At 59.3% G+C, this 17099-nt stretch carries 17 protein-coding genes; 7 read left to right on the top strand and 10 right to left on the bottom strand.

Annotated elements, in window-relative coordinates; all coding sequences use genetic code 11:
• Window positions 1–142 precede the first annotated feature (142 nt).
• Window positions 143–2881 carry a valine--tRNA ligase gene (locus tag ACVW0R_RS01100; RefSeq protein WP_457501500.1) on the bottom strand — a complete coding sequence of 913 codons (2739 nt, stop codon included), beginning with the start codon at window positions 2879–2881 and terminating at the stop codon, window positions 143–145.
• Window positions 2882–3048: 167 nt separating this feature from the next.
• Between ACVW0R_RS01100 and ACVW0R_RS01105 the strand changes: the two genes are divergently transcribed.
• The gene (locus ACVW0R_RS01105) at window positions 3049–3471 is read left to right on the top strand and encodes a heavy metal-responsive transcriptional regulator (RefSeq protein WP_457501501.1); all 423 of its coding nucleotides are present in this window, start codon (window positions 3049–3051) and stop codon (window positions 3469–3471) included.
• Window positions 3468–3929 (top strand): putative iron-sulfur cluster-binding metallochaperone, encoded by a 462-nt coding sequence (locus ACVW0R_RS01110; RefSeq protein WP_049749709.1) that lies wholly within the window; start codon window positions 3468–3470, stop codon window positions 3927–3929. The genes ACVW0R_RS01105 and ACVW0R_RS01110 overlap by 4 nt, the downstream gene beginning before the upstream one ends.
• Before the next feature lie 139 nt (window positions 3930–4068).
• Here ACVW0R_RS01110 and ACVW0R_RS01115 read toward each other — a convergent pair whose 3' ends face one another.
• Window positions 4069–4890, bottom strand: a complete 822-nt coding sequence (locus ACVW0R_RS01115) for a phosphatidate cytidylyltransferase (RefSeq protein ID WP_011429420.1) — start codon at window positions 4888–4890, stop codon at window positions 4069–4071.
• A 277-nt stretch (window positions 4891–5167) separates the two neighbouring features.
• Here ACVW0R_RS01115 and pdhA point away from each other — a divergent pair, with 277 nt between their 5' ends.
• Both pdhA and ACVW0R_RS01125 read left to right on the top strand, forming a co-directional pair.
• Window positions 5168–6169, top strand: a complete 1002-nt coding sequence (gene pdhA / locus ACVW0R_RS01120; RefSeq protein ID WP_457501502.1) for a pyruvate dehydrogenase (acetyl-transferring) E1 component subunit alpha — start codon at window positions 5168–5170, stop codon at window positions 6167–6169.
• Between the two features lie 220 nt (window positions 6170–6389).
• A complete protein-coding gene (locus ACVW0R_RS01125; protein WP_457501503.1) occupies window positions 6390–7970 on the top strand; it encodes an NAD(P)H-quinone oxidoreductase subunit 4 in 1581 nt (526 codons plus the stop codon).
• Window positions 7971–8164: 194 nt separating this feature from the next.
• Here the strand turns inward: ACVW0R_RS01125 and ACVW0R_RS01130 are convergent, their stop codons facing one another.
• The 7 genes from ACVW0R_RS01130 to ACVW0R_RS01160 all read right to left on the bottom strand — a co-directional run bounded on the left by ACVW0R_RS01130 (window position 8165) and on the right by ACVW0R_RS01160 (window position 12367).
• The gene (locus ACVW0R_RS01130; protein ID WP_011429425.1) at window positions 8165–8344 is read right to left on the bottom strand and encodes a hypothetical protein; all 180 of its coding nucleotides are present in this window, start codon (window positions 8342–8344) and stop codon (window positions 8165–8167) included.
• A 310-nt stretch (window positions 8345–8654) separates the two neighbouring features.
• Window positions 8655–9344 carry a V4R domain-containing protein gene (locus tag ACVW0R_RS01135; protein WP_457390875.1) on the bottom strand — a complete coding sequence of 230 codons (690 nt, stop codon included), beginning with the start codon at window positions 9342–9344 and terminating at the stop codon, window positions 8655–8657.
• A gap of 188 nt (window positions 9345–9532) precedes the next feature.
• Window positions 9533–10003 carry a phycobilisome protein gene (locus ACVW0R_RS01140; protein ID WP_457501504.1) on the bottom strand — a complete coding sequence of 157 codons (471 nt, stop codon included), beginning with the start codon at window positions 10001–10003 and terminating at the stop codon, window positions 9533–9535.
• A 31-nt stretch (window positions 10004–10034) separates the two neighbouring features.
• Window positions 10035–10559: a hypothetical protein gene (locus ACVW0R_RS01145; RefSeq protein ID WP_457501505.1), complete on the bottom strand. Its 525-nt coding sequence runs from the start codon at window positions 10557–10559 to the stop codon at window positions 10035–10037.
• A 63-nt stretch (window positions 10560–10622) separates the two neighbouring features.
• Window positions 10623–10904 (bottom strand): hypothetical protein, encoded by a 282-nt coding sequence (locus tag ACVW0R_RS01150; protein ID WP_414331880.1) that lies wholly within the window; start codon window positions 10902–10904, stop codon window positions 10623–10625.
• A 59-nt stretch (window positions 10905–10963) separates the two neighbouring features.
• On the bottom strand, window positions 10964–11647 hold the full coding sequence (locus tag ACVW0R_RS01155) for a V4R domain-containing protein (RefSeq protein ID WP_457390878.1): 684 nt from the start codon (window positions 11645–11647) through the stop codon (window positions 10964–10966).
• 234 nt (window positions 11648–11881) lie between these two features.
• Complete coding sequence (locus tag ACVW0R_RS01160; protein WP_457501506.1) at window positions 11882–12367, bottom strand: 2Fe-2S iron-sulfur cluster-binding protein; 486 nt, start codon at window positions 12365–12367, stop codon at window positions 11882–11884.
• Between the two features lie 608 nt (window positions 12368–12975).
• Here ACVW0R_RS01160 and ACVW0R_RS01165 point away from each other — a divergent pair.
• Window positions 12976–13539, top strand: a complete 564-nt coding sequence (locus ACVW0R_RS01165; RefSeq protein ID WP_457501507.1) for a phycobilisome rod-core linker polypeptide — start codon at window positions 12976–12978, stop codon at window positions 13537–13539.
• On the opposite strand, the gene ACVW0R_RS01170 is transcribed toward ACVW0R_RS01165, so the two are convergent.
• Entirely contained in the window at window positions 13503–14513 is a 1011-nt protein-coding gene (locus ACVW0R_RS01170; protein ID WP_457501508.1) for an ABC transporter substrate-binding protein, read from the bottom strand. The two genes, ACVW0R_RS01165 and ACVW0R_RS01170, sit on opposite strands and share 37 nt — an antisense overlap.
• A gap of 193 nt (window positions 14514–14706) precedes the next feature.
• Between ACVW0R_RS01170 and cobA the strand changes: the two genes are divergently transcribed.
• Both cobA and menB read left to right on the top strand, forming a co-directional pair.
• The gene (cobA, locus tag ACVW0R_RS01175; RefSeq protein ID WP_457501509.1) at window positions 14707–16209 is read left to right on the top strand and encodes a uroporphyrinogen-III C-methyltransferase; all 1503 of its coding nucleotides are present in this window, start codon (window positions 14707–14709) and stop codon (window positions 16207–16209) included.
• A gap of 27 nt (window positions 16210–16236) precedes the next feature.
• Entirely contained in the window at window positions 16237–17070 is an 834-nt protein-coding gene (gene menB / locus ACVW0R_RS01180) for a 1,4-dihydroxy-2-naphthoyl-CoA synthase (RefSeq protein ID WP_099834661.1), read from the top strand.
• The last annotated feature ends 29 nt before the right edge of the window (window positions 17071–17099 follow it).

Raw genomic sequence — 17099 nt, forward strand, 5'->3', positions numbered from 1 at the left:
ATCTCGAGCTAAGCCTTATCGTAACACAGAGATGGGGAATGGCCACTGCAATTTCGCAAAAATAGCCGGTGCCATTAAGCTCGAGGCTACGAAAGTCGGCTGCCCAGGGCAAGAGCCGCCAAGGAGAGCGCTCCCCACTGCTCTAGCCCAACTTTTCCATGCGGGCTTGCAAAAGCTGCATCTGGGCCTCCAGCTCCGCCAGTTGCTCGCGGCTGGCCTGCACCACTTCGGGGTTGGCCCGGCTGAGGAAATTGGGGTTCTCCAGGCGGGCGCGGATCCCTTGGGCTTCTTTTTCCAGCTTGGCCAGATCTTTTTGCACCTTGGCCCGCAGCGCCTCCACATCCACCAGCCCTGCCAGGGGCACCAGCACCTGCACTGTGCCCACTACGGCAGCCGCCACCTGCTTGGGATCCCTGGCCAGGGATCCCGTGATTTCTAAGGACTCCACCTTGGCCAGCTCGCGGATGTAGGCCTGGGCGGTGGTGAGGATCCGCTGCTCGTCCGGATCGGCGGTAACCAGAAAGGCGGCGATGGTCTGATGCGGCTTAAGGCCAGCCTCTGCCCGCAGGTTGCGCAGGCTGCTGATGGTCTGGATCACCAGGCCAAACTCCCGCTCCAGTTGCGGGTTAACCCAGCTGGGGTCGGGGGTGGGATAGGGCTGGACGGAGATGGAGGTGGCTTGGTTGGCCTGGGTGAGGAGTTGCCAGACTTCTTCGGTGACGTGGGGCATCCAGGGGTGCAGCAGCCGGAGGATGGTCTCCAGCACGCTGGCCAACACCTGCTGTGCCGTGCGCTTGGAGGTGGGGTCTTCCCGCCGCAGCCGCGGCTTGACCAGCTCGATGTACCAGTCACAAAAGTCATCCCAAATCAGGGAGTACAAGAGCCGCGCCCCCTCGCCCAGGCCGTAGGCTTCCAGCTCTTCAATAACCTGGGTGGCCGTGGAGTGCAGCCGCGACAGGATCCAGCGATCGGCCAGCTCCAGCCCCTCCGGAGCCGGGGATCCCAGTTGGGCGGGGGTTTGCCCCTCTAGGTTCAGCAGCACAAAGCGGGAGGCGTTCCAGATCTTGTTGGCAAAGTTGCGGGCCGCCTCGACGCTGGCGCTCTCGCCGGTCTTGCGGTCGTAAGCCAAGCGGATATCCTGCCCGGCCCCCACCACTTCCCTGACCAGAGCGTAGCGCAGGGCGTCGGTGCCGTACTTGTCCAAGAGCTCGATGGGATCGATGCCGTTGCCCTTGGACTTGGACATCTTCGCCCCGTGCTCGTCCCGCACCAGGCCGTTGATGTAGACATCTTTGAAGGGGATCTGGCCGGTAAACTGCACCCCCATCATGGCCATGCGGGCCACCCAGAAGAAGATGATGTCGAAGCCCGTAGACATCAGGGAGGTGGGGTAGTAGCGCTTGAAGTCCTCCGTCTCCTCTGGCCAGCCCAGCGTGGAAAAAGGCCACAGCGCCGAGCTAAACCAGGTGTCCAACACATCGGGATCCCGCTCCAGCCGCTCCACGTCGGGGCCGAACTTCTCCCGCGCCTTGGCCCACGCCTCTTCGGCGTTGCGGGCCACCACAAAAGCCTGCGGATCCTCAGGGAGCTGGCCGTCGATGACCGGATACCAGGCCGGGATCTGGTGCCCCCACCACAGTTGCCGCGAGATACACCAGGGGCGCAGCTTCTCCAGCCAGCCCGTGTAAACCTTGGTCCAGCGCTCCGGAATAAAGCGGGGGTTGTGGTGTTCCCGCTCCTCCTGCAAGCAGCGGGCCGCCATCCCGGAAACATCGCAAAACCACTGAATGGAGAGCAGCGGCTCAATGGGCACACCCCCGCGGTCGCTGTAGGGCACGCTGTGGGTGTACTCCTCCACCTTCTCCAGCAGGCCGTGCTCAGCAAACCACTGCACCACCTTCTCGCGGGCCACAAAGCGATCCAGGCCGGTGAAGGGATCCCCGTTCTCGTTGAGGGTGCCGTCCTTGTTGAGAATGTTGATCAAGGGCAACTGGTGGCGCCGGCCCATCTCAAAGTCGTTGGGGTCGTGGGCCGGGGTGACCTTGACGCAGCCAGACCCAAAGGTGGGATCCACATACTCGTCGGCGATGATGGGGATGAGGCGATCCTTGATGGGCAGCCGCACAAACTGGCCGATGAGATGGCGGTAGCGCTCGTCTTGGGGGTGGACCGCCACGGCTGTATCCCCCAGCATCGTCTCCGGGCGGGTGGTGGCCACCACCAGGTACTGGCCGGGATCGGCGGCCAAGGGGTAGCGGAAATGCCAGAGGTGGCCCTTGACCTCTTTGTTGTCCACCTCGATGTCGGAGACTGCTGACTGGGTGGCCGGACACCAGTTGACCAAATACTCGCCCCGATAGATCAGCCCTGCTTCGTAGAGGCGGACAAAGGCTTCCGTAACTGCCCGGCTCAGGCCCTCGTCGAGGGTAAAGCGATCCCGCGTCCAGTCCAGCGACAGGCCCAGCCGCCGCAGTTGGCTTTTGATGGTGCCCTGGGATTGCTCCTTCCAGGCCCAGGCCCGCTCCAGAAAAGCCTCGCGGCCCAGCTCAAAGCGGCTCTTGCCCTCCTGGCGCAGTTGGTTTTCCAGGATGGTGTGCACGGCAATGCTGGCGTGATCCGTGCCCGGCAGCCAGAGGACGTTGTAGCCGCGCATGCGCTTGTAGCGCACCACCACATCGGGCAGGGTAAAGGCAAAGGCATGGCCCATGTGTAGGCTGCCGGTGACATTGGGCGGGGGCAGCACCATGCTGAAGGCTTCTCCCGGCGCCTTGGGATCCGCTACGTAAAACCCCTTTTCCTCCCAAAAGCGCTGCCACTTCGGCTCGGTCTCAAAGGGGTTGTACTGGCTGGGCAGGTGGGCGAGGGAAGGTGCAGCAGTCATGCGGAGGCTGGGTTGCTCAAGGGACTACCCTAACTAGGTTAGCAAGCTTACTCCCAGCCGTCGGGCTCTTTTGGGGAGGTGGGCTTTCTGGGGATCCCTCTTGACCCTGTAGTTAGCTACAGGGTTTAGGCTAAGAGAGCTTCTGGAGAGAGGGTAGAGAACCCGGCATGTCTGAGCTGCTGCGGGTGGGTCAGGTAGCCGAGAAGTTGGGCATCAGCCCCCAAACCCTCTACTTCTACGAGCGCCTGGGGCTCATCCCCAAGCCCCGTAGGACAGAGGGGGGCTACCGCCTCTACGGGGAGCCTGAGCTGGAGCGGCTGGCTTTCATCGCCCGCGCCAAGGCTTTGGGACTTACCCTAGCCGAGATCAAGGAACTGCTCTTGCTTCAGGAGAATGGGCAGGCTTTGCCCTGTTGGCAGGTGTACGTAAAGCTAACCGAAAAGCTCAGACAAATCGATAAGTCAATTGCCCATCTGCAGGAACTCAGAGGGGAGTTGTCAACACTCATTGAAAAGTGTCAACAAAAATTTTCTGAGCAAGAGAAAAGCTCTTCTTGCGCCATCTTTCAACAACAGCTTGATAACTCATGACAAGAGAACCCCTTGTACCATTTTCTGCTAGTGCTTGGCAGCCCTTGTGCCCAAGAAGTGGGGAGCAGGGGATCTCAATTCAACTGATTACCCTGAAGAGCCTGCTATCTCCTCCAGCTTTGGCACAATTGGATGCCGACAGCAGCTATGCGTTTTGTCGGGATCCCATTTGTCCTGTTGTTTATTTTTCTGAGCAAGGTCAGAGCTTTGGGGTTGACGACCTCAAGGTTCCAGTCTTTCAAAAAGAAAGTGGCGAGGACGTGCCCGTATGCTACTGTTTTGGCTGGACGCGCCAGCGCATCCGGCAAGAGCTGAAGGGATCCAAAACGCCCCAGGCCATTCTGGAGGAAATTGCCGCCCACATCAAAGCCAAGCGCTGCGGCTGCCAGGTCAACAACCCGCAGGGGTTTTGCTGTCTGGAAAATGTTAGGCAGTTTATCTCTGAAGTGCAACAATGAAAAGCTCAGGAACAAAATAACTCGGACCTCTGCCCGCAACTCTAGCTATCTCAAACCCAGTTGAGAGTTTTGCCGCCGACCCACAGCTCCGCGCTGCTATCGCAATACCCTCAGCCCTGAGAGATGCGGCTAAAGTATGTCAACGATTGAAATAGGCGCTAAGCCACTCCAGGCATTGCATAAAGTAAAACACCAGGGGCCCGGTAAAGACGTAGCTATCTCCCCGATCCAAAATGCCGCCGTGGCCGGGGATGAGATCCCCGGAATCCTTGACGCCGGCATCTCGCTTCATCAGCGATTCGGTCAGATCCCCCAGCAGGCTGGTCAGCCCAATTAAAAACCCCAACACCCCGCCGCTCAGCCAGCTCCACGGCCACTTGAGGTAGTAGGCTCCCGCCACAGCCAGGGCCATGCTGGCGGCAATCCCCGCTACGGCCCCTTCCACCGTCTTCTTGGGGCTGAGGATGGAGAGCTTGGTGCGCCCAAAGGTCCGCCCACACAGATAGGCGGCCACATCCGCTGCTATGACACAGCCGATGGCCAGCAGCGTAATCCACAGTCCTTCCCCAAGCTCTTGGGAAAAAGACAGGGCCCTGACCCGGATCCAAAAGCTGGGCAACAGCGCACAGTAAAACAACCCCAAAATCGAAGTGGCAATGTCGGCAATGGTGGCCACCTTGGGCTTAAAGAGCAAATAAAAACAGATGATGGATCCCGCCACAATAAAAGCAGGGCTGGTCCATTCCGGCTTTGCCTGCTGCAAAAACACCAGCACCTGGCTAGACAACATGGTGGTGCGCATGGCCGGCGCATTGCCCTTGGCCTGCACCAGGCGGAAGAACTCCAGTTGGGCCAGGAAAATGATCAGCCCCATGGCTGCTGTGAAGTACCAGCCCCCCAGCAGGGTGACCGTCAGGGCAAACAGGACCGCCGCAAAACCGCTAACCCAACGGGCTCCCATAGGCACACCCCGCTATGTTGGCCAGCCGTTCCGGTTCGGGGGAGAGATCCCAGCCGCCCGAGACCCTTGCCAGGGTGCCTGCTCTTGAGGTCTTCGCCTCAGCGGGACGGGGTTCCGACTTCGACGTGGCTGCTGCAACGGCAATGCCTCCTGCCTTAATCTTCCAGTCTACCGCTGGGATCCCCCGCGATCTCCAGCTTGGCGGGATCGCAGGTGTTCCTGAGCGTGGGATAATTGAAAAGCCGCAAGAACGGGTTACCCTCAATTGAATTTCAGAATGGTTCAGGAACTTACCCCTCCCGTGGCTAGTCCCCGCATCTCCGCCGAAGAGGCTCGAATGCTCTACGAAGACATGGTGCTGGGCCGCCTGTTTGAGGACAAGTGCGCCGAGATGTACTACAAGGGCAAGATGTTCGGCTTTGTGCACCTGTACAACGGGCAGGAGGCTGTGTCCACGGGGGTGATCAAGGCGCTCAAGCCCACCGACTACGTCTGCAGCACCTACCGGGATCACGTGCATGCCCTCAGCGCTGGGATCCCGCCGCGAGCGGTGATGGCGGAGCTCTTCGGCAAGGCCACTGGCTGCAGCAAGGGTCGGGGCGGCTCCATGCATCTGTTTTCGGCAGAGCACAACTTTTTGGGGGGCTATGCCTTTGTGGCCGAAGGGATCCCTGTGGCTACAGGGGCAGCGTTTTCGGCCAAGTACCGCGGCACTGACCAGGTAACCGTCTGCTTTTTTGGGGATGGGGCCTGCAACAACGGCCAATTTTACGAATGTCTCAACATGGCCGCCCTCTGGAAGTTGCCTATCGTCTACGTGGTGGAGAACAACTTCTGGGCTATTGGCATGGCCCACAGGCGTGCCACTTCGGTAACCGACATCTACCTCAAGGGCCCAGCCTTTGGCATGCCTGGCTACCAAGTAGACGGCATGGACGTGCTGGCGGTGCGGGAAGCAGCTCAACAGGCCATCGCCCGCGCCCGTGCCGGAGAAGGCCCCACCTTGCTGGAGTGCCTCACCTATCGCTTCCGCGGCCACTCTTTGGCCGACCCCGACGAGCTGCGCAGCCCGGAAGAAAAAGAATTCTGGCGGCAGCGGGATCCCATCAAACGACTGGAGCGCTACGCCTTGGAACACAACTTGATGACTGAAGCGGACTTCCAGGCCATTCAGGAAAAGGTGAGCGCCGTGATTGAGGATGCCGTCCTTTTCGCGCTGGAAAGCCCTGAGCCTACCCTGGACGAGTTGCACCGCTTCGTTTTCGCTGAAGACGAGTAGATCCTGCTTGGTTCCCAGTGTCGAGGGAGTGCGGGGGCCCAACTCCGCGCAACTTTCCACCCGGGCTGCCATCGCCGCTCCCTTGGCAATCCTCCCGGCTTAGCCTCAGAGAAACCTTCTCCAGATCTGCGCAAGAGCGCAGATCTGTAAAAATCGCTTTCCATTTGTTTACATAGCTTCATATCATTGGGGTATCGAGCATGAGTATTTATTCCCGGTCATGAGCAATTCTCTTGAGTTTCCCTGGCTGTCGGCCCTGGTGCTCTTGCCGCTGCTGGCAGCCTTTGGGATCCCCCTGCTCCCCCAGAGCCGCTGGGCGCGTTGGTATGCCCTCGCTGTGGGGGCTTTGGATTTGGGCCTGATGGTCTATGTCTTCGGGCAGCGCTACGACCTGCGGGATTTTTCGCTGCAACTGGCGGAGCGCTACGCCTGGGTTCCCCAGATTGGGTTCCACTGGTCGCTGGCGGTGGATGGCCTCTCCTTCCCGCTGGTGCTGCTGTCGGGCTTGATTACGACTTTGGCGATCGTGGCGGCTTGGAATCTCACCCACAAGCCGCGTTTGTTTTTCTTCCTGCTGCTGCTGATGTACGGCGCCCAGGTGGGCGTGTTCTTGGCGCAGGATCTGCTCCTGTTTTTCTTGATGTGGGAGATCGAGCTGGTGCCCGTTTATCTCCTGATTGCCATCTGGGGTGGGCCACAGCGCCAGTACGCCGCCACCAAGTTTATCCTCTACACCGCTGCCGCCTCTATTTTCATTCTGGTGGGATCCCTGGCGATGGCCTTTGGCAGCGAGGGCTTTAGCTTGGAGATGGCAGAGCTGGGGGCCAAGTCCTATCCGCTGGCTCTCCAGATCTTGGCGTATGCAGCTTTCCTAATTGCCTTTGGGGTGAAGCTGCCGGTCTTTCCGCTGCACACCTGGCTGCCGGATGCTCATAGCGAAGCCTCGGCGCCCATTTCCATGATCCTGGCCGGGGTGCTGCTCAAGATGGGGGGCTACGGCCTGATCCGCCTAAACGTGGGCATCTTGTCGGAGGCGCATGTGTACTTCGCGCCAGTGCTGGCGGTGCTGGGGACAGTGAACATCGTCTACGGAGCCCTGGCCGCCCTGGGGCAAAACTACCTCAAGCGGCGCTTGGCCTATTCCTCCATTGCCCATATGGGCTTTGTCTTGATCGGCATTGCCGCTTTTACGGAGCTAGGTCTCAACGGCGCCCTCTTGCAGATGATCTCCCACGGTCTGATCGCTGCGGTTTTGTTCTTCCTGACGGGGATCACCTACGAGCGCACCCACACCCTTGCCCTCGACAAGTTGGGCGGGTTGGCTAAGCAAATGCCGAAGGCCTTTGCCCTGTTTACAGCAGGATCCCTGGCCTCGTTGGCGCTACCCGGAATGAGCGGATTTGTGGGCGAGCTGACGGTGTTCTTGGGCTTGATCACCAGCGATGCCTATGCGCCGACCTTCAAGGCAGGAATTGCTCTGCTGGCGGCAGTGGGCATTATTCTGACGCCCATTTACTTGCTCTCTATGCTGCGGCAGGTGTTCTATGGGGCTCAGGATCCCGGCTTGGTGTTGGAAGACTACCTGGGCGATCTGCGCCCGCGGGAAATGGCAGTGGCTCTCTGTCTGCTGTTGCCGATTCTCGGCATTGGCCTCTACCCGCGGCTGGCTACCCAAACCTACGACGTTACAACGGTGGCGGTAGCTGCTCAGTTGCGCAGTGCCCTGCCGACGGAAATTGTGCAACGGCCCCTCCTGCCGGTGCAACCGGCTCAGGTGGCGGCTTTGCCCCCGACAGATTAGGGAGCATCGGGATCCCCGCTTCTCTCTATTGGTCTCGCCTTGAACGGAAGAGCTGTTGCTTGAGAAGTTGCTTACCTCAAGTTTCAGCTCTTCTTTTGTTTTTTTAGCTTGCTTTAACTTTCGAGTTGGACTCGTGAGTGAGGATGTTTTGGGCTGGAATTCCCTTCTAACCGACTCTCCTTGGGCTGTCAATCCTAGCGAGGATCAGAATGAATGGAGTTGTGCTCGCTCAGATTGAGCTGCACCACCAGCCACCAAAGGGTAACGTCGGAGTAAGTTGCCCGCCGCTTCAGCCGGGAAATGGAATGAACCGGATTTTGGCTGTCGATCATCCACTCCGAAGCGATGATTTGGCTCCGTTGCTGAGCATTCATTGCCTCTCCCCCTTCGCAACTGCTCAAGACTTGGAATAGCTAATATTTAGGATGGCGAATTTGTAGGGGAGCGTGTGAAAAAATATATTACGCAGGGATCCCTAAGGACAGCTAACTTTCTTAGCAATTGGGATCTCGACGGCTGCTCAGTTGAGGACCTACTGGCCGAGGAGCCCAAAAAACTTTGCAAAAGATGAAAGATTGAGCAGGGAGATTTGTCTTTGTCTTTACAAGTCTTAAGACCCAGAAAAATTCAATTCTCTCCTTCTCTGCCAGCCTGGAAACATGGGTCTTCAGCAGGGATCCCTCCCTAGGAACCGGCGGCCAGCCGATCCCAAATCTCCTCGTGGGAGAGGCCTTTGCGCACCCATTCTTCACAATTGTGCAGGCGCTGGGCGGTGCCGATGAGGAAGCGGTTGAGGTCGGCCCCCAGGGACTCGCAGGTGGTCTGCACACAGACTAGATCCCGTTCCGAGAGCAAGGAGAAGAGGCCGGCCAGCATGCCCGCCTCCAGATGGCCAGCCGGCTCCCGCCGCGCAGACAGTTCCTCCGGCCTAAGGCTGGCACGAGCAGCCAGGGCAAAGCCGGAGTTGCGGATCTTGGCTTGAACCAGGCCGCGGTCGGCGGCGGAAAAATCCAGCTCCAGGCGTCCCCAGCCGTGGGTAGCCCAGAGATCGCTGAGGGCATCCAGGAAGATCCCCATCGGCAATTCCTGCAGCGGCTGCTGGTAGTAGCCGGAAAGCTCGTCTTCAACACGGCGGAAAAATGCCTCTCCCCAATCGCGGCCACAGTTGTAGAGAATGACGCGGGTGGCTTGGCCAGTTTCATAGCGCAGGCCGGAGTAGAGAGCTTCCAGCAGGGGCATGGGAAAGGCCGCCAAGCGGTATCCTCCGCGGCTGTAGAGCAGGCCGCTGTGGATGTCGGGGCGGATGTAGTAGGCAGGGCTGAAGCAGTGTCCGGGCAAGATCTGGTCTTGCAGAATCTCTTGCAGGGAGATCATGGCTATTCTCGCAGTCAGGTGGACAAGAGGGCGGGGATGGATAGATTGGGGAGCGGCTGGAATTTTTGGCGTGAGGGAATGAATGATTAAGGAGTGAGCTGTATAAGCTGTATACAGTAAATCGGGAGAAGGAGGTCGCTATCGGAGGGCGCAGGGAACTTTGGTGAATAGATTGAGGGCGAATGGACTCAGTTAACCAGCATGGATTTGGCCAAAAGCAGATAAGGGCGGATCATCTCGCTCTCTTCTGCCCCAAAGATGTAGGTCAGGGAGTCGAGCATTAACTTGTAGGCAGGCTGGCATTGGTCGCGCATCTTGAACGATTTCAGGATCGTCTCCAGCCAGTAGAGCAATTTATCCCTCAGGTAGTCTTCGTCGTTGAGCAGCATGGCCATGCAGCAGTAGCGCCACACCATGCTCAGATCCCGGCGGCAGCGCTCCCAGGCCAGGTGACCATGCTGGCGGGGCAAATTCGGCATCATCTGTTGGAACTTTTCCATCACCCAATCCACCAGCTCCTGCTCCTTGGCCTGCAGGACTTGATACAGGCGGACTCGTTTGGGGATCCCTTCCACGTAGGCGTGTAGGGTTTTCAACTCATCTGGGCGCAGATAGCGACCCTCGCTTTGCTGCATCAGCTCGGCCACGCTTGAATTCATCAGCATCATCGGGAGCCTCCGTTGGCTGGTCTTACGCGAACATTTCCATCAGGGTAGGTGCCGGTTCCGAGGCCCCTTCTGCCTTGGCTTTAGGCAAAGGGGCAGAAGAGGGATCCCCAGTAGCCCGCAGGAGTTGCCAGTAGGGGGCAAGCAGTTCCCATTGCTCTGCTGACAGGGATCCCTGCACCACTGCACCTAGTTGATCCAGCGCCTGCGGCAGCCCCAAATACTGTTCCATCGCGCCAAGGGTCCCCTGCTGCAGAGGGGTGGGATCCCCCAGCAACAGACTCAGGCCCAGGGAGCGCAAACAAAAGGCCAATTGACGAGCCAAGAGGCGCTGAGATGGTGTCAGAGGGGACTCTGTTCCACCGCTGTGCCCCTGCTGTTGCAAAACCTTTTGGATCCAGGTCAGCTCTTGCTGTTGTAAGACTTGGTAGAGCTCCAGCCGTTCTTGAAAAGAGAGAGAGTAGCGAATCAGGTCTTGCAGATCGTCGGGTGTTAAGTAATCCCCTTCTCGCTCGGCAATGCGCTCCGGCCAAGAGTGAAGGTCATCCATGGGTGAAGTCTCCTTAGAGCACGAATCGAGAGAGCACAACTGAGAGCCCTGAACAAACCAGAGCTAGAGCAAAGCTCCGCCAAACAAAGCGGCAAAATCCTCAAGGGTAAAGGGATCCTCTGCCGGCAATTCCGGCAGCGGCTCTGAGCGTGGGCAGATGCCCGACCAATTGAAGCCGGCAAAAAACTGTCCCACCGATTGGGCAAAAAGCATGGGGGACTGCGGCGGCGGCTCTTGAGCAAAGGGAGCCTTGGCTGGGGGTCGATTATCCCAGTTCAACCCCTGCAAAAAGACCGCCAGCGGCTGGGTTAAGTCCAGATCGGTGTCTAAGTTGAAGGTGACCATGGGCGTTTCTCCAAAGTGTCGAGGGATCCCAGAGAGCCTTCAAAAGCCACAAGCAAGCCTCACAACTGGTGCAAACGCTGCTCGATCTCGCGGGCGCTGGCCCCTTCGGTGATCCAAAAATTGGCGGCATCAATGCGTTCTTGCCCGCCCAACAGGAATTTGCAGTAGGTTTCCCCCATGGCGTAGCACTGGATCTCAATGCAGCCCAGTTCTCGCGAGGTCATGGCGGTGAAAAATCCGGCAAACAAACCGGCATAGAGATGGCAAACCGGCTTGCCCACATCCCCTAGGGTGCGAGCCACCATCGAGTCAAACAAGTTGATAAACAGGAAGCCTTTTTGTTTGGATTCGGTTTCCACCTCCCACTTGCCCCAGCCCTGAGCCGTAAAAGGCCACCACCAAGTCTCCAGCAAAAACAAAAGGTTGGACTGTTTTACGCCAATCCCATACTCCCGCTCGTACCACTCGGAGAAGTGCTTGGCATCGCGGATGCCCCAATCTCTGCCAATCGTGTACATCACCGCCGCCGAAGCATCCCCCACCTCCCGTTCCAAGCCTGTTTGCAGGCCCACAATAAAGTCTTCGCTGAGCAGGAGATTTTGCGTGTTGTTCCAGTCGATGATCGTGCCCTGATCTCGGTTGAAGCGGAAGAAATCGCGGTAACTGTAGTGGGCATGCTTGTCGCGGCCCACAGGCAGGGTGACTGCAGGACGGGGATCCGGTCGAGATGGAGTGGTGACCATGGTGCTCTCCTGATAAAAAATGGATAATTTTAGATTGCAAAGCAACAGGATTTTGGTGGGATTTGTAGGGATCAACTGGGCCAGATAATGCCAATGAGTCAACAAAATGAATGGCTAAGCATTCGATAAACTTGGTCAGCTATCTGAGGGATCCAACATTGTTCAACTCTTTTTTTGATTGTTTATAAAACAACACCTGCCGAGCCCAAGGGATCCCTGAATATCGACAATCCATCAAACTTCCCGAGTTTGGGCCAGCGTATTGCCAATGATGCGGAAGTCCTCATTTTCTAGCTGCTTAACAGTAGAGCGAGTGATGATCTTGCCCTGCTCCACCAAAACCTTCCCCGTCCGTGGGTGCAGCAGGTCTTGTTCGGCCCGCCGACCGATGAGCACTTCGATATCCCTCAGCGAGTTCACGTACATCCCCGGCGGCAGCTCCACCACCACGCCATCGGCCACCACCCGCGCCTGACAGGCCAGCCGGGAATTGCTGCGGGCGCTGGTGATTGTCTCCAGGGTTTTCGCCTCGCGGGGGGTGATGGGAGTGAGGCTTTCCATTCCCTCTTTGACGTAAACATGACAGGTGGCGCAGAGGCCGCGACCGTTACATTCCCGCGAAACCTGCAGCTCCTCCGACAAAATGGCCGACAGAAGATTGCTGTAGGTATCGACCTCCGAGACACGAGATAAAGGCTCTAGCCGGATTTGTTTAACCATAGATGGGATCCAAACGCTAAGGGCAGGCAAGAAACCCCGGCGGGCAAGATCTACTGCATAAGCAACGCAAACAAATCACAACAATTAACTCCCTTCCCTGCAGTCCTTCTGCAGGTCTACGGCAACACCTGAGTCCCCAGTCAATCAAACCAGAGCACTTCACCAGAGCACTTCAAATGATGAGCCCTGCACCTGTGACCCTGGGAGAGACTGCATTCTTTACTTAACTTATATTCTGGATCTATCTGGAGCAGGTTATTCTGGATGGAAGTGTCATAATACTTATGGAAGTGTCATAATACTTAACTACGAATAAACACGGAATTTTTTTTATCGGCTAGAAAGTTACAAAGTGAAATCACGTAAATTGGAGAAAATGACAACCCTTTCGTAAATATTTATCGCAGATCTCCCCCGGTCGTTCTGTCGGCAAGGTAAATCTTAAGTAGAACCTTCACGGTCTTTTATTGGCAATTTTGTTACAGAAGGATGTGCTGAAGTTTGCCGTAAAAGCGTATTGAGCCATTCGCTACTCTCTTGGCCATTTCTTTAAAGTAGCCCCTCGTTTTGTCTGTTTTTGTCAGTTCTGTCGATTGGGAGCTATTGCCATGGAACCACGCCAGCGGGATCCGCAAACGTTGCAAAACCTGTTGCGGGCTGCCTACCAACAGCTTTTGGAACGCCAGCCCTACCAGCACGAGAAAACAGGAGAGCTGGAGAAAATCGAGCAGGACTTCTTGCGGGGGCGGATCGGGATTAAGCGCTTGGTTCGCCAGATTGGGGGATCCCGGCTCTACCGGCAACTCTTTTTCAGTGCCGGCTGCAACACCCGCTGTGTGGAGCAGGGTTTCAAGCACTTTTTGGGGCGGGCCCCGGCCAGCAAAGCTGAGGTGGCCACCTACCACGACATTTTGGTGCACCAGGGCTTGCAGGCCATGGTCAATGCCTTTATCGACTCTGAGGAATACCGCCACCAGTTCGGCAACGACCATCTGCCCCACCCCCGCCAACGGCTGAGCGGCCACCCACCTTTGGCCTACTTGCTGACAAACCAAATGCACCGGCGCCATGAGCTGGGGATGCAGGGATCGCCGCGGCTGCAGAGCTTGGCGGTGATGGAGGGAGGTGGGATCCCTCAGGCGGTGGGGCCGGGGAGAAAGTCGAGGCTGTAGGCCTGGCGGACATTCAGGCCAGCTTCGACAATTCCCAGGGCAACCATTTCCTGAAAATAGGTCTGCCAGCGCTGGTGGGTCATGGCGCCGATCCCCAGGGTGGCGGCGTCGCCGCCGGTGAGGAGGTTGTAGTCTTGCAGGGCTTGGTGGGCATAGGCCAGAAGGGCCTCGCTCATGTTGGGGTTGTCCTGGCGGATGAGGCGGTTGCCGGGGCGGGGATCCTCTAGGTAGCTCTGCCAGCCCTGGATGGAGGCAGCTACAAATTTTCGCACCTGCTCCGGGTGCTGTTCGGCAAAGGGGCGGGTGGTCTCCAGGGTGGTGGCGTAGGGGGAATAGCCGTAGTCGGCCAGCAGAAAAACGACGGGATCAAAGCCCCCCTCCTGGCGCACGCGGAAGGGCTCGGAGGTCACATAGCCCTGCTGGGCAGAAGACTTGTCCAGCAAGAAGGGCGTGAGGCTGAGGTTGTAGGGGCGCTTCTGCTCGTCGGTAAAGCCAAATTTGGCCCGCAAGAAAGGCCAGTAGGTGAGGTTGGCCCCTGGAGAGACCCAGATGGGCTTGCCCCGCAGGTCTTCTAGGCGCTCGATGCCCACCCCCGGATGGGCCAAAAGACACTGGGGATCCTTCTGGAAAAAGGCGGCCACGGTGAGAACAGGGATCCCAGCTTGCAGAGCCGCCAGAGCGTCGGGGCTGCCGCCGAGCACAAAATCTGCCGCTCCCCCGGCTAGCAGTTGCAGCACGTTAACCGCCGTTCCCCCCATGCGGATTTCCACCTGCAGACCGTAGTCGGCGTAGATGCCTAGGGCCAGGGCCTGGTAGAAGCCGCCGTGTTCGGCCTGGGCGTACCAGTTGGTGACCAGTCGCAAGGGCCGGGATCTGGCCGAAGAGGGGCGGGAGCCCGCTCCTACTGCTAGCAGAGCAGCTCCACTGGCCAAAAAACGCCGCCGCGGCCAAGGCTCTGGAGTTACACCAGACATGGGCAGGGATCCTCAGGCTGCAACGCTTTCAGTATCTCGCAGGCAGGCGGTTTTTGCCTCAGCTTGGCCCAAGTGGCCCCAACCCCTCTCCCTGAGGACCCTCACCCCCAGCCCCTCTCCCAGAGGGAGAGGGGAGCGGGATCCCGCTTTTGCGGCAGGATCAACAGGTAGAGGGCAAGATAAGGGGTGCGGCATGGGCAAGGTGTATCTGGTGGGCGCGGGGCTGGGCGGGCGGGCGGGCCTGACGCAAGGGGCGTTGGAGATCCTGCGGCGGGCCGAGGCAGTCTGGGTGGACGAGCTGGTGGACGAGCGCTTGTTGGCGGAGCTCCCCGCCCAAGCGCAGGTGTGGCGACGTTCAGGAGCAGCGGGTTTGCAGGAGGGCCTTCGCTGGCTCATCCAGCGCTGCCGCGAGGGCAAGCAGGTGGTTCACCTCAAGGCGGGGGATCCCTTGATCTTTGGCCGCGCCCGTGAGGAAGTGCAGGCCCTGCGGGAGGCAGGCTGTCCGTTTGAGATCTGGCCAGGTCTATCTTCGGCCTTGGCCGGCCCCCTGTGGGCGGGGATCCCCCTGACGGACAAGCACTTGAGCCGCGCCTTTGCCGTGCTGACGGCCCACGAGCTGGAGGCCCTGCCCTGGAGCGCCCTGGCCCAGTTGGATACGTTGGTTATTTTGATGGGATCCCGGCAGCGGCAGCAGATTGCGGCCCAGTTGATGGCAGCAGGGATCCCACCGCAGCGAGCCGTGGCCTTGATCTGGGGGGCGGGGCAGGCGGAGCAGCAGGTTTGGGTGGGCACCCTGGCAGAGCTGCAACAGGGGGAAGGGCCAGAAGCTGGGGAGAAGTTGCCCGGCCTGCTGGTGGTGGGCGAGGTGGTGCGGCTGCGGCAGGAGTTTGGGCCGGGGATCCCACCGTTGCCGCCACCGGCTCCTTTGGCAGGCAAGACCGTTCTTGTCACCCGTTCCGAAGGGCAGTCGCCGGCTCTGCGCGAGCTGCTGCAGGCTCAGGGGGCGCGGGTGCTGGAAATGCCTGCCCTGGTCATCCAGCCGCCTAGCAGTTGGGATCCCTTGGACGCGGCCATTGCCAACTTGCAACAGTTCGACTGGCTGCTGCTGACTTCGGCCAATGGGGTGCAGGCTTTCTTCGAGCGGCTGCAGCAGCAGGGGCGAGACAGCCGGGCGCTCCACTCCCTACAGGTGGCGGTGGTGGGATCCAAAACGGCGGCGGTGCTGGCCCAGTACGGCATCCGCCCGGATCTGATGCCCTCTGAGTTTGTGGCCGAGGCCCTGCTGCCCATTTGGCCAGAGCCGGTGCAGGGGCAGCGCATCCTCTTTCCCCGCGTCGAATCCGGAGGACGGGAGGAGCTGGTGCAGGGGCTGCGGCAACGCGGAGCCGAGGTGGTGGAGGTGGCCGCCTACCAGTCGGCCTGTCCGACAGCGGCGGATCCCCAGGTGGTGGAGGCTCTCAAAGATCGCCAGGTGGATATCCTCACCTTTGCCAGCTCCAAAACGGTGCAGCATTTTGCCCATCTCCTACGCCAGGCAGGGCTAGGCCCTGAGGTCTGGGATCCGCCGGTGCAGATTGCGGCCATCGGCCCCAAAACGGCGGCAACCTGCAGGCAGATCTTGGGGCGGGTAGATGTGGTGGCCCAGGAGTACACCCTGGAAGGGCTGGTGGGATCCCTCCTGCAGACTGTCCCCTAGCGGGATAATGGGAGGGCAGTTGGGACGCTGGACACCATGTGGCAGACGGCCAAGCTCTACGAAGACATCCTCTACGAGAAGACCGACGGCATTGCCAAGATCACCATCAACCGCCCCCACAAGCGCAACGCCTTCCGCCCCAAGACCGTTGCCGAGATGATCGATGCCTTTGTAGATGCGCGGGAGGATCCCAAGATTGGAGTCGTGCTCTTGACGGGCGCCGGGCCCCACACGGACGGAAAATATGCCTTCTGCGCCGGCGGGGATCAGAGCGTGCGGGGAGAGGCCGGCTACCTGGACGAGGCGGGGATCCCGCGCCTCAATGTGCTGGATCTGCAGCGCCTCATCCGCTCCTTGCCCAAGGTGGTGATTGCCCTAGTGGCCGGCTACGCCATTGGGGGAGGCCATGTTTTGCATCTCCTCTGCGATCTCACCATTGCCGCCGACAACGCCATCTTTGGCCAGACCGGGCCTCGCGTGGGCAGCTTCGACGGCGGCTTTGGGGCCAGCTACCTGGCGCGGGTGGTGGGGCAGAAGAAAGCGCGCGAAATCTGGTTTCTCTGCCGCCAGTACACAGCCGCCCAGGCGCTGGAGATGGGCCTGGTCAATGCGGTGGTGCCCGTGGAGGAACTAGAGGCAGAAGGGATCCGCTGGGCGCGGGAGATCCTCCAACACAGTCCTCTGGCCATCCGCTGCCTCAAGGCTGCTTTCAACGCCGATTGCGACGGCCAGATGGGACTGCAGGAGCTGGCGGGAGACGCGACGCTCCTGTATTACATGACCGAGGAAGCTGCCGAGGGCAGACGCGCTTTTTTGGAGAAGCGTCCTCCCAACTTTCGCCAGTTTCCCTGGCGGCCCTAGGGGGCAGCAAACGATAGGCTGGACTCAGT

The organism is Thermostichus sp. MS-CIW-15 (genome assembly GCF_054060575.1).

Bases quoted from the DNA above. Each gene is read 5' to 3' on its own strand.
- ACVW0R_RS01150 (WP_414331880.1), bottom strand. From the start codon at position 10,904: ATGGTCACCTTCAACTTAGACACCGATCTGGACTTAACCCAGCCGCTG.
- pdhA (WP_457501502.1), top strand. From the start codon at position 5,168: ATGGTTCAGGAACTTACCCCTCCCGTGGCTAGTCCCCGCATCTCCGCC.
- ACVW0R_RS01140 (WP_457501504.1), bottom strand. From the start codon at position 10,003: ATGAATTCAAGCGTGGCCGAGCTGATGCAGCAAAGCGAGGGTCGCTAT.
- ACVW0R_RS01160 (WP_457501506.1), bottom strand. From the start codon at position 12,367: ATGGTTAAACAAATCCGGCTAGAGCCTTTATCTCGTGTCTCGGAGGTC.
- ACVW0R_RS01130 (WP_011429425.1), bottom strand. From the start codon at position 8,344: ATGAATGCTCAGCAACGGAGCCAAATCATCGCTTCGGAGTGGATGATC.
- ACVW0R_RS01170 (WP_457501508.1), bottom strand. From the start codon at position 14,513: ATGTCTGGTGTAACTCCAGAGCCTTGGCCGCGGCGGCGTTTTTTGGCC.
- ACVW0R_RS01165 (WP_457501507.1), top strand. From the start codon at position 12,976: ATGGAACCACGCCAGCGGGATCCGCAAACGTTGCAAAACCTGTTGCGG.
- ACVW0R_RS01105 (WP_457501501.1), top strand. From the start codon at position 3,049: ATGTCTGAGCTGCTGCGGGTGGGTCAGGTAGCCGAGAAGTTGGGCATC.
- ACVW0R_RS01135 (WP_457390875.1), bottom strand. From the start codon at position 9,344: ATGATCTCCCTGCAAGAGATTCTGCAAGACCAGATCTTGCCCGGACAC.
- ACVW0R_RS01100 (WP_457501500.1), bottom strand. From the start codon at position 2,881: ATGACTGCTGCACCTTCCCTCGCCCACCTGCCCAGCCAGTACAACCCC.
- ACVW0R_RS01115 (WP_011429420.1), bottom strand. From the start codon at position 4,890: ATGGGAGCCCGTTGGGTTAGCGGTTTTGCGGCGGTCCTGTTTGCCCTG.
- ACVW0R_RS01125 (WP_457501503.1), top strand. From the start codon at position 6,390: ATGAGCAATTCTCTTGAGTTTCCCTGGCTGTCGGCCCTGGTGCTCTTG.
- cobA (WP_457501509.1), top strand. From the start codon at position 14,707: ATGGGCAAGGTGTATCTGGTGGGCGCGGGGCTGGGCGGGCGGGCGGGC.
- ACVW0R_RS01110 (WP_049749709.1), top strand. From the start codon at position 3,468: ATGACAAGAGAACCCCTTGTACCATTTTCTGCTAGTGCTTGGCAGCCC.
- ACVW0R_RS01145 (WP_457501505.1), bottom strand. From the start codon at position 10,559: ATGGATGACCTTCACTCTTGGCCGGAGCGCATTGCCGAGCGAGAAGGG.
- ACVW0R_RS01155 (WP_457390878.1), bottom strand. From the start codon at position 11,647: ATGGTCACCACTCCATCTCGACCGGATCCCCGTCCTGCAGTCACCCTG.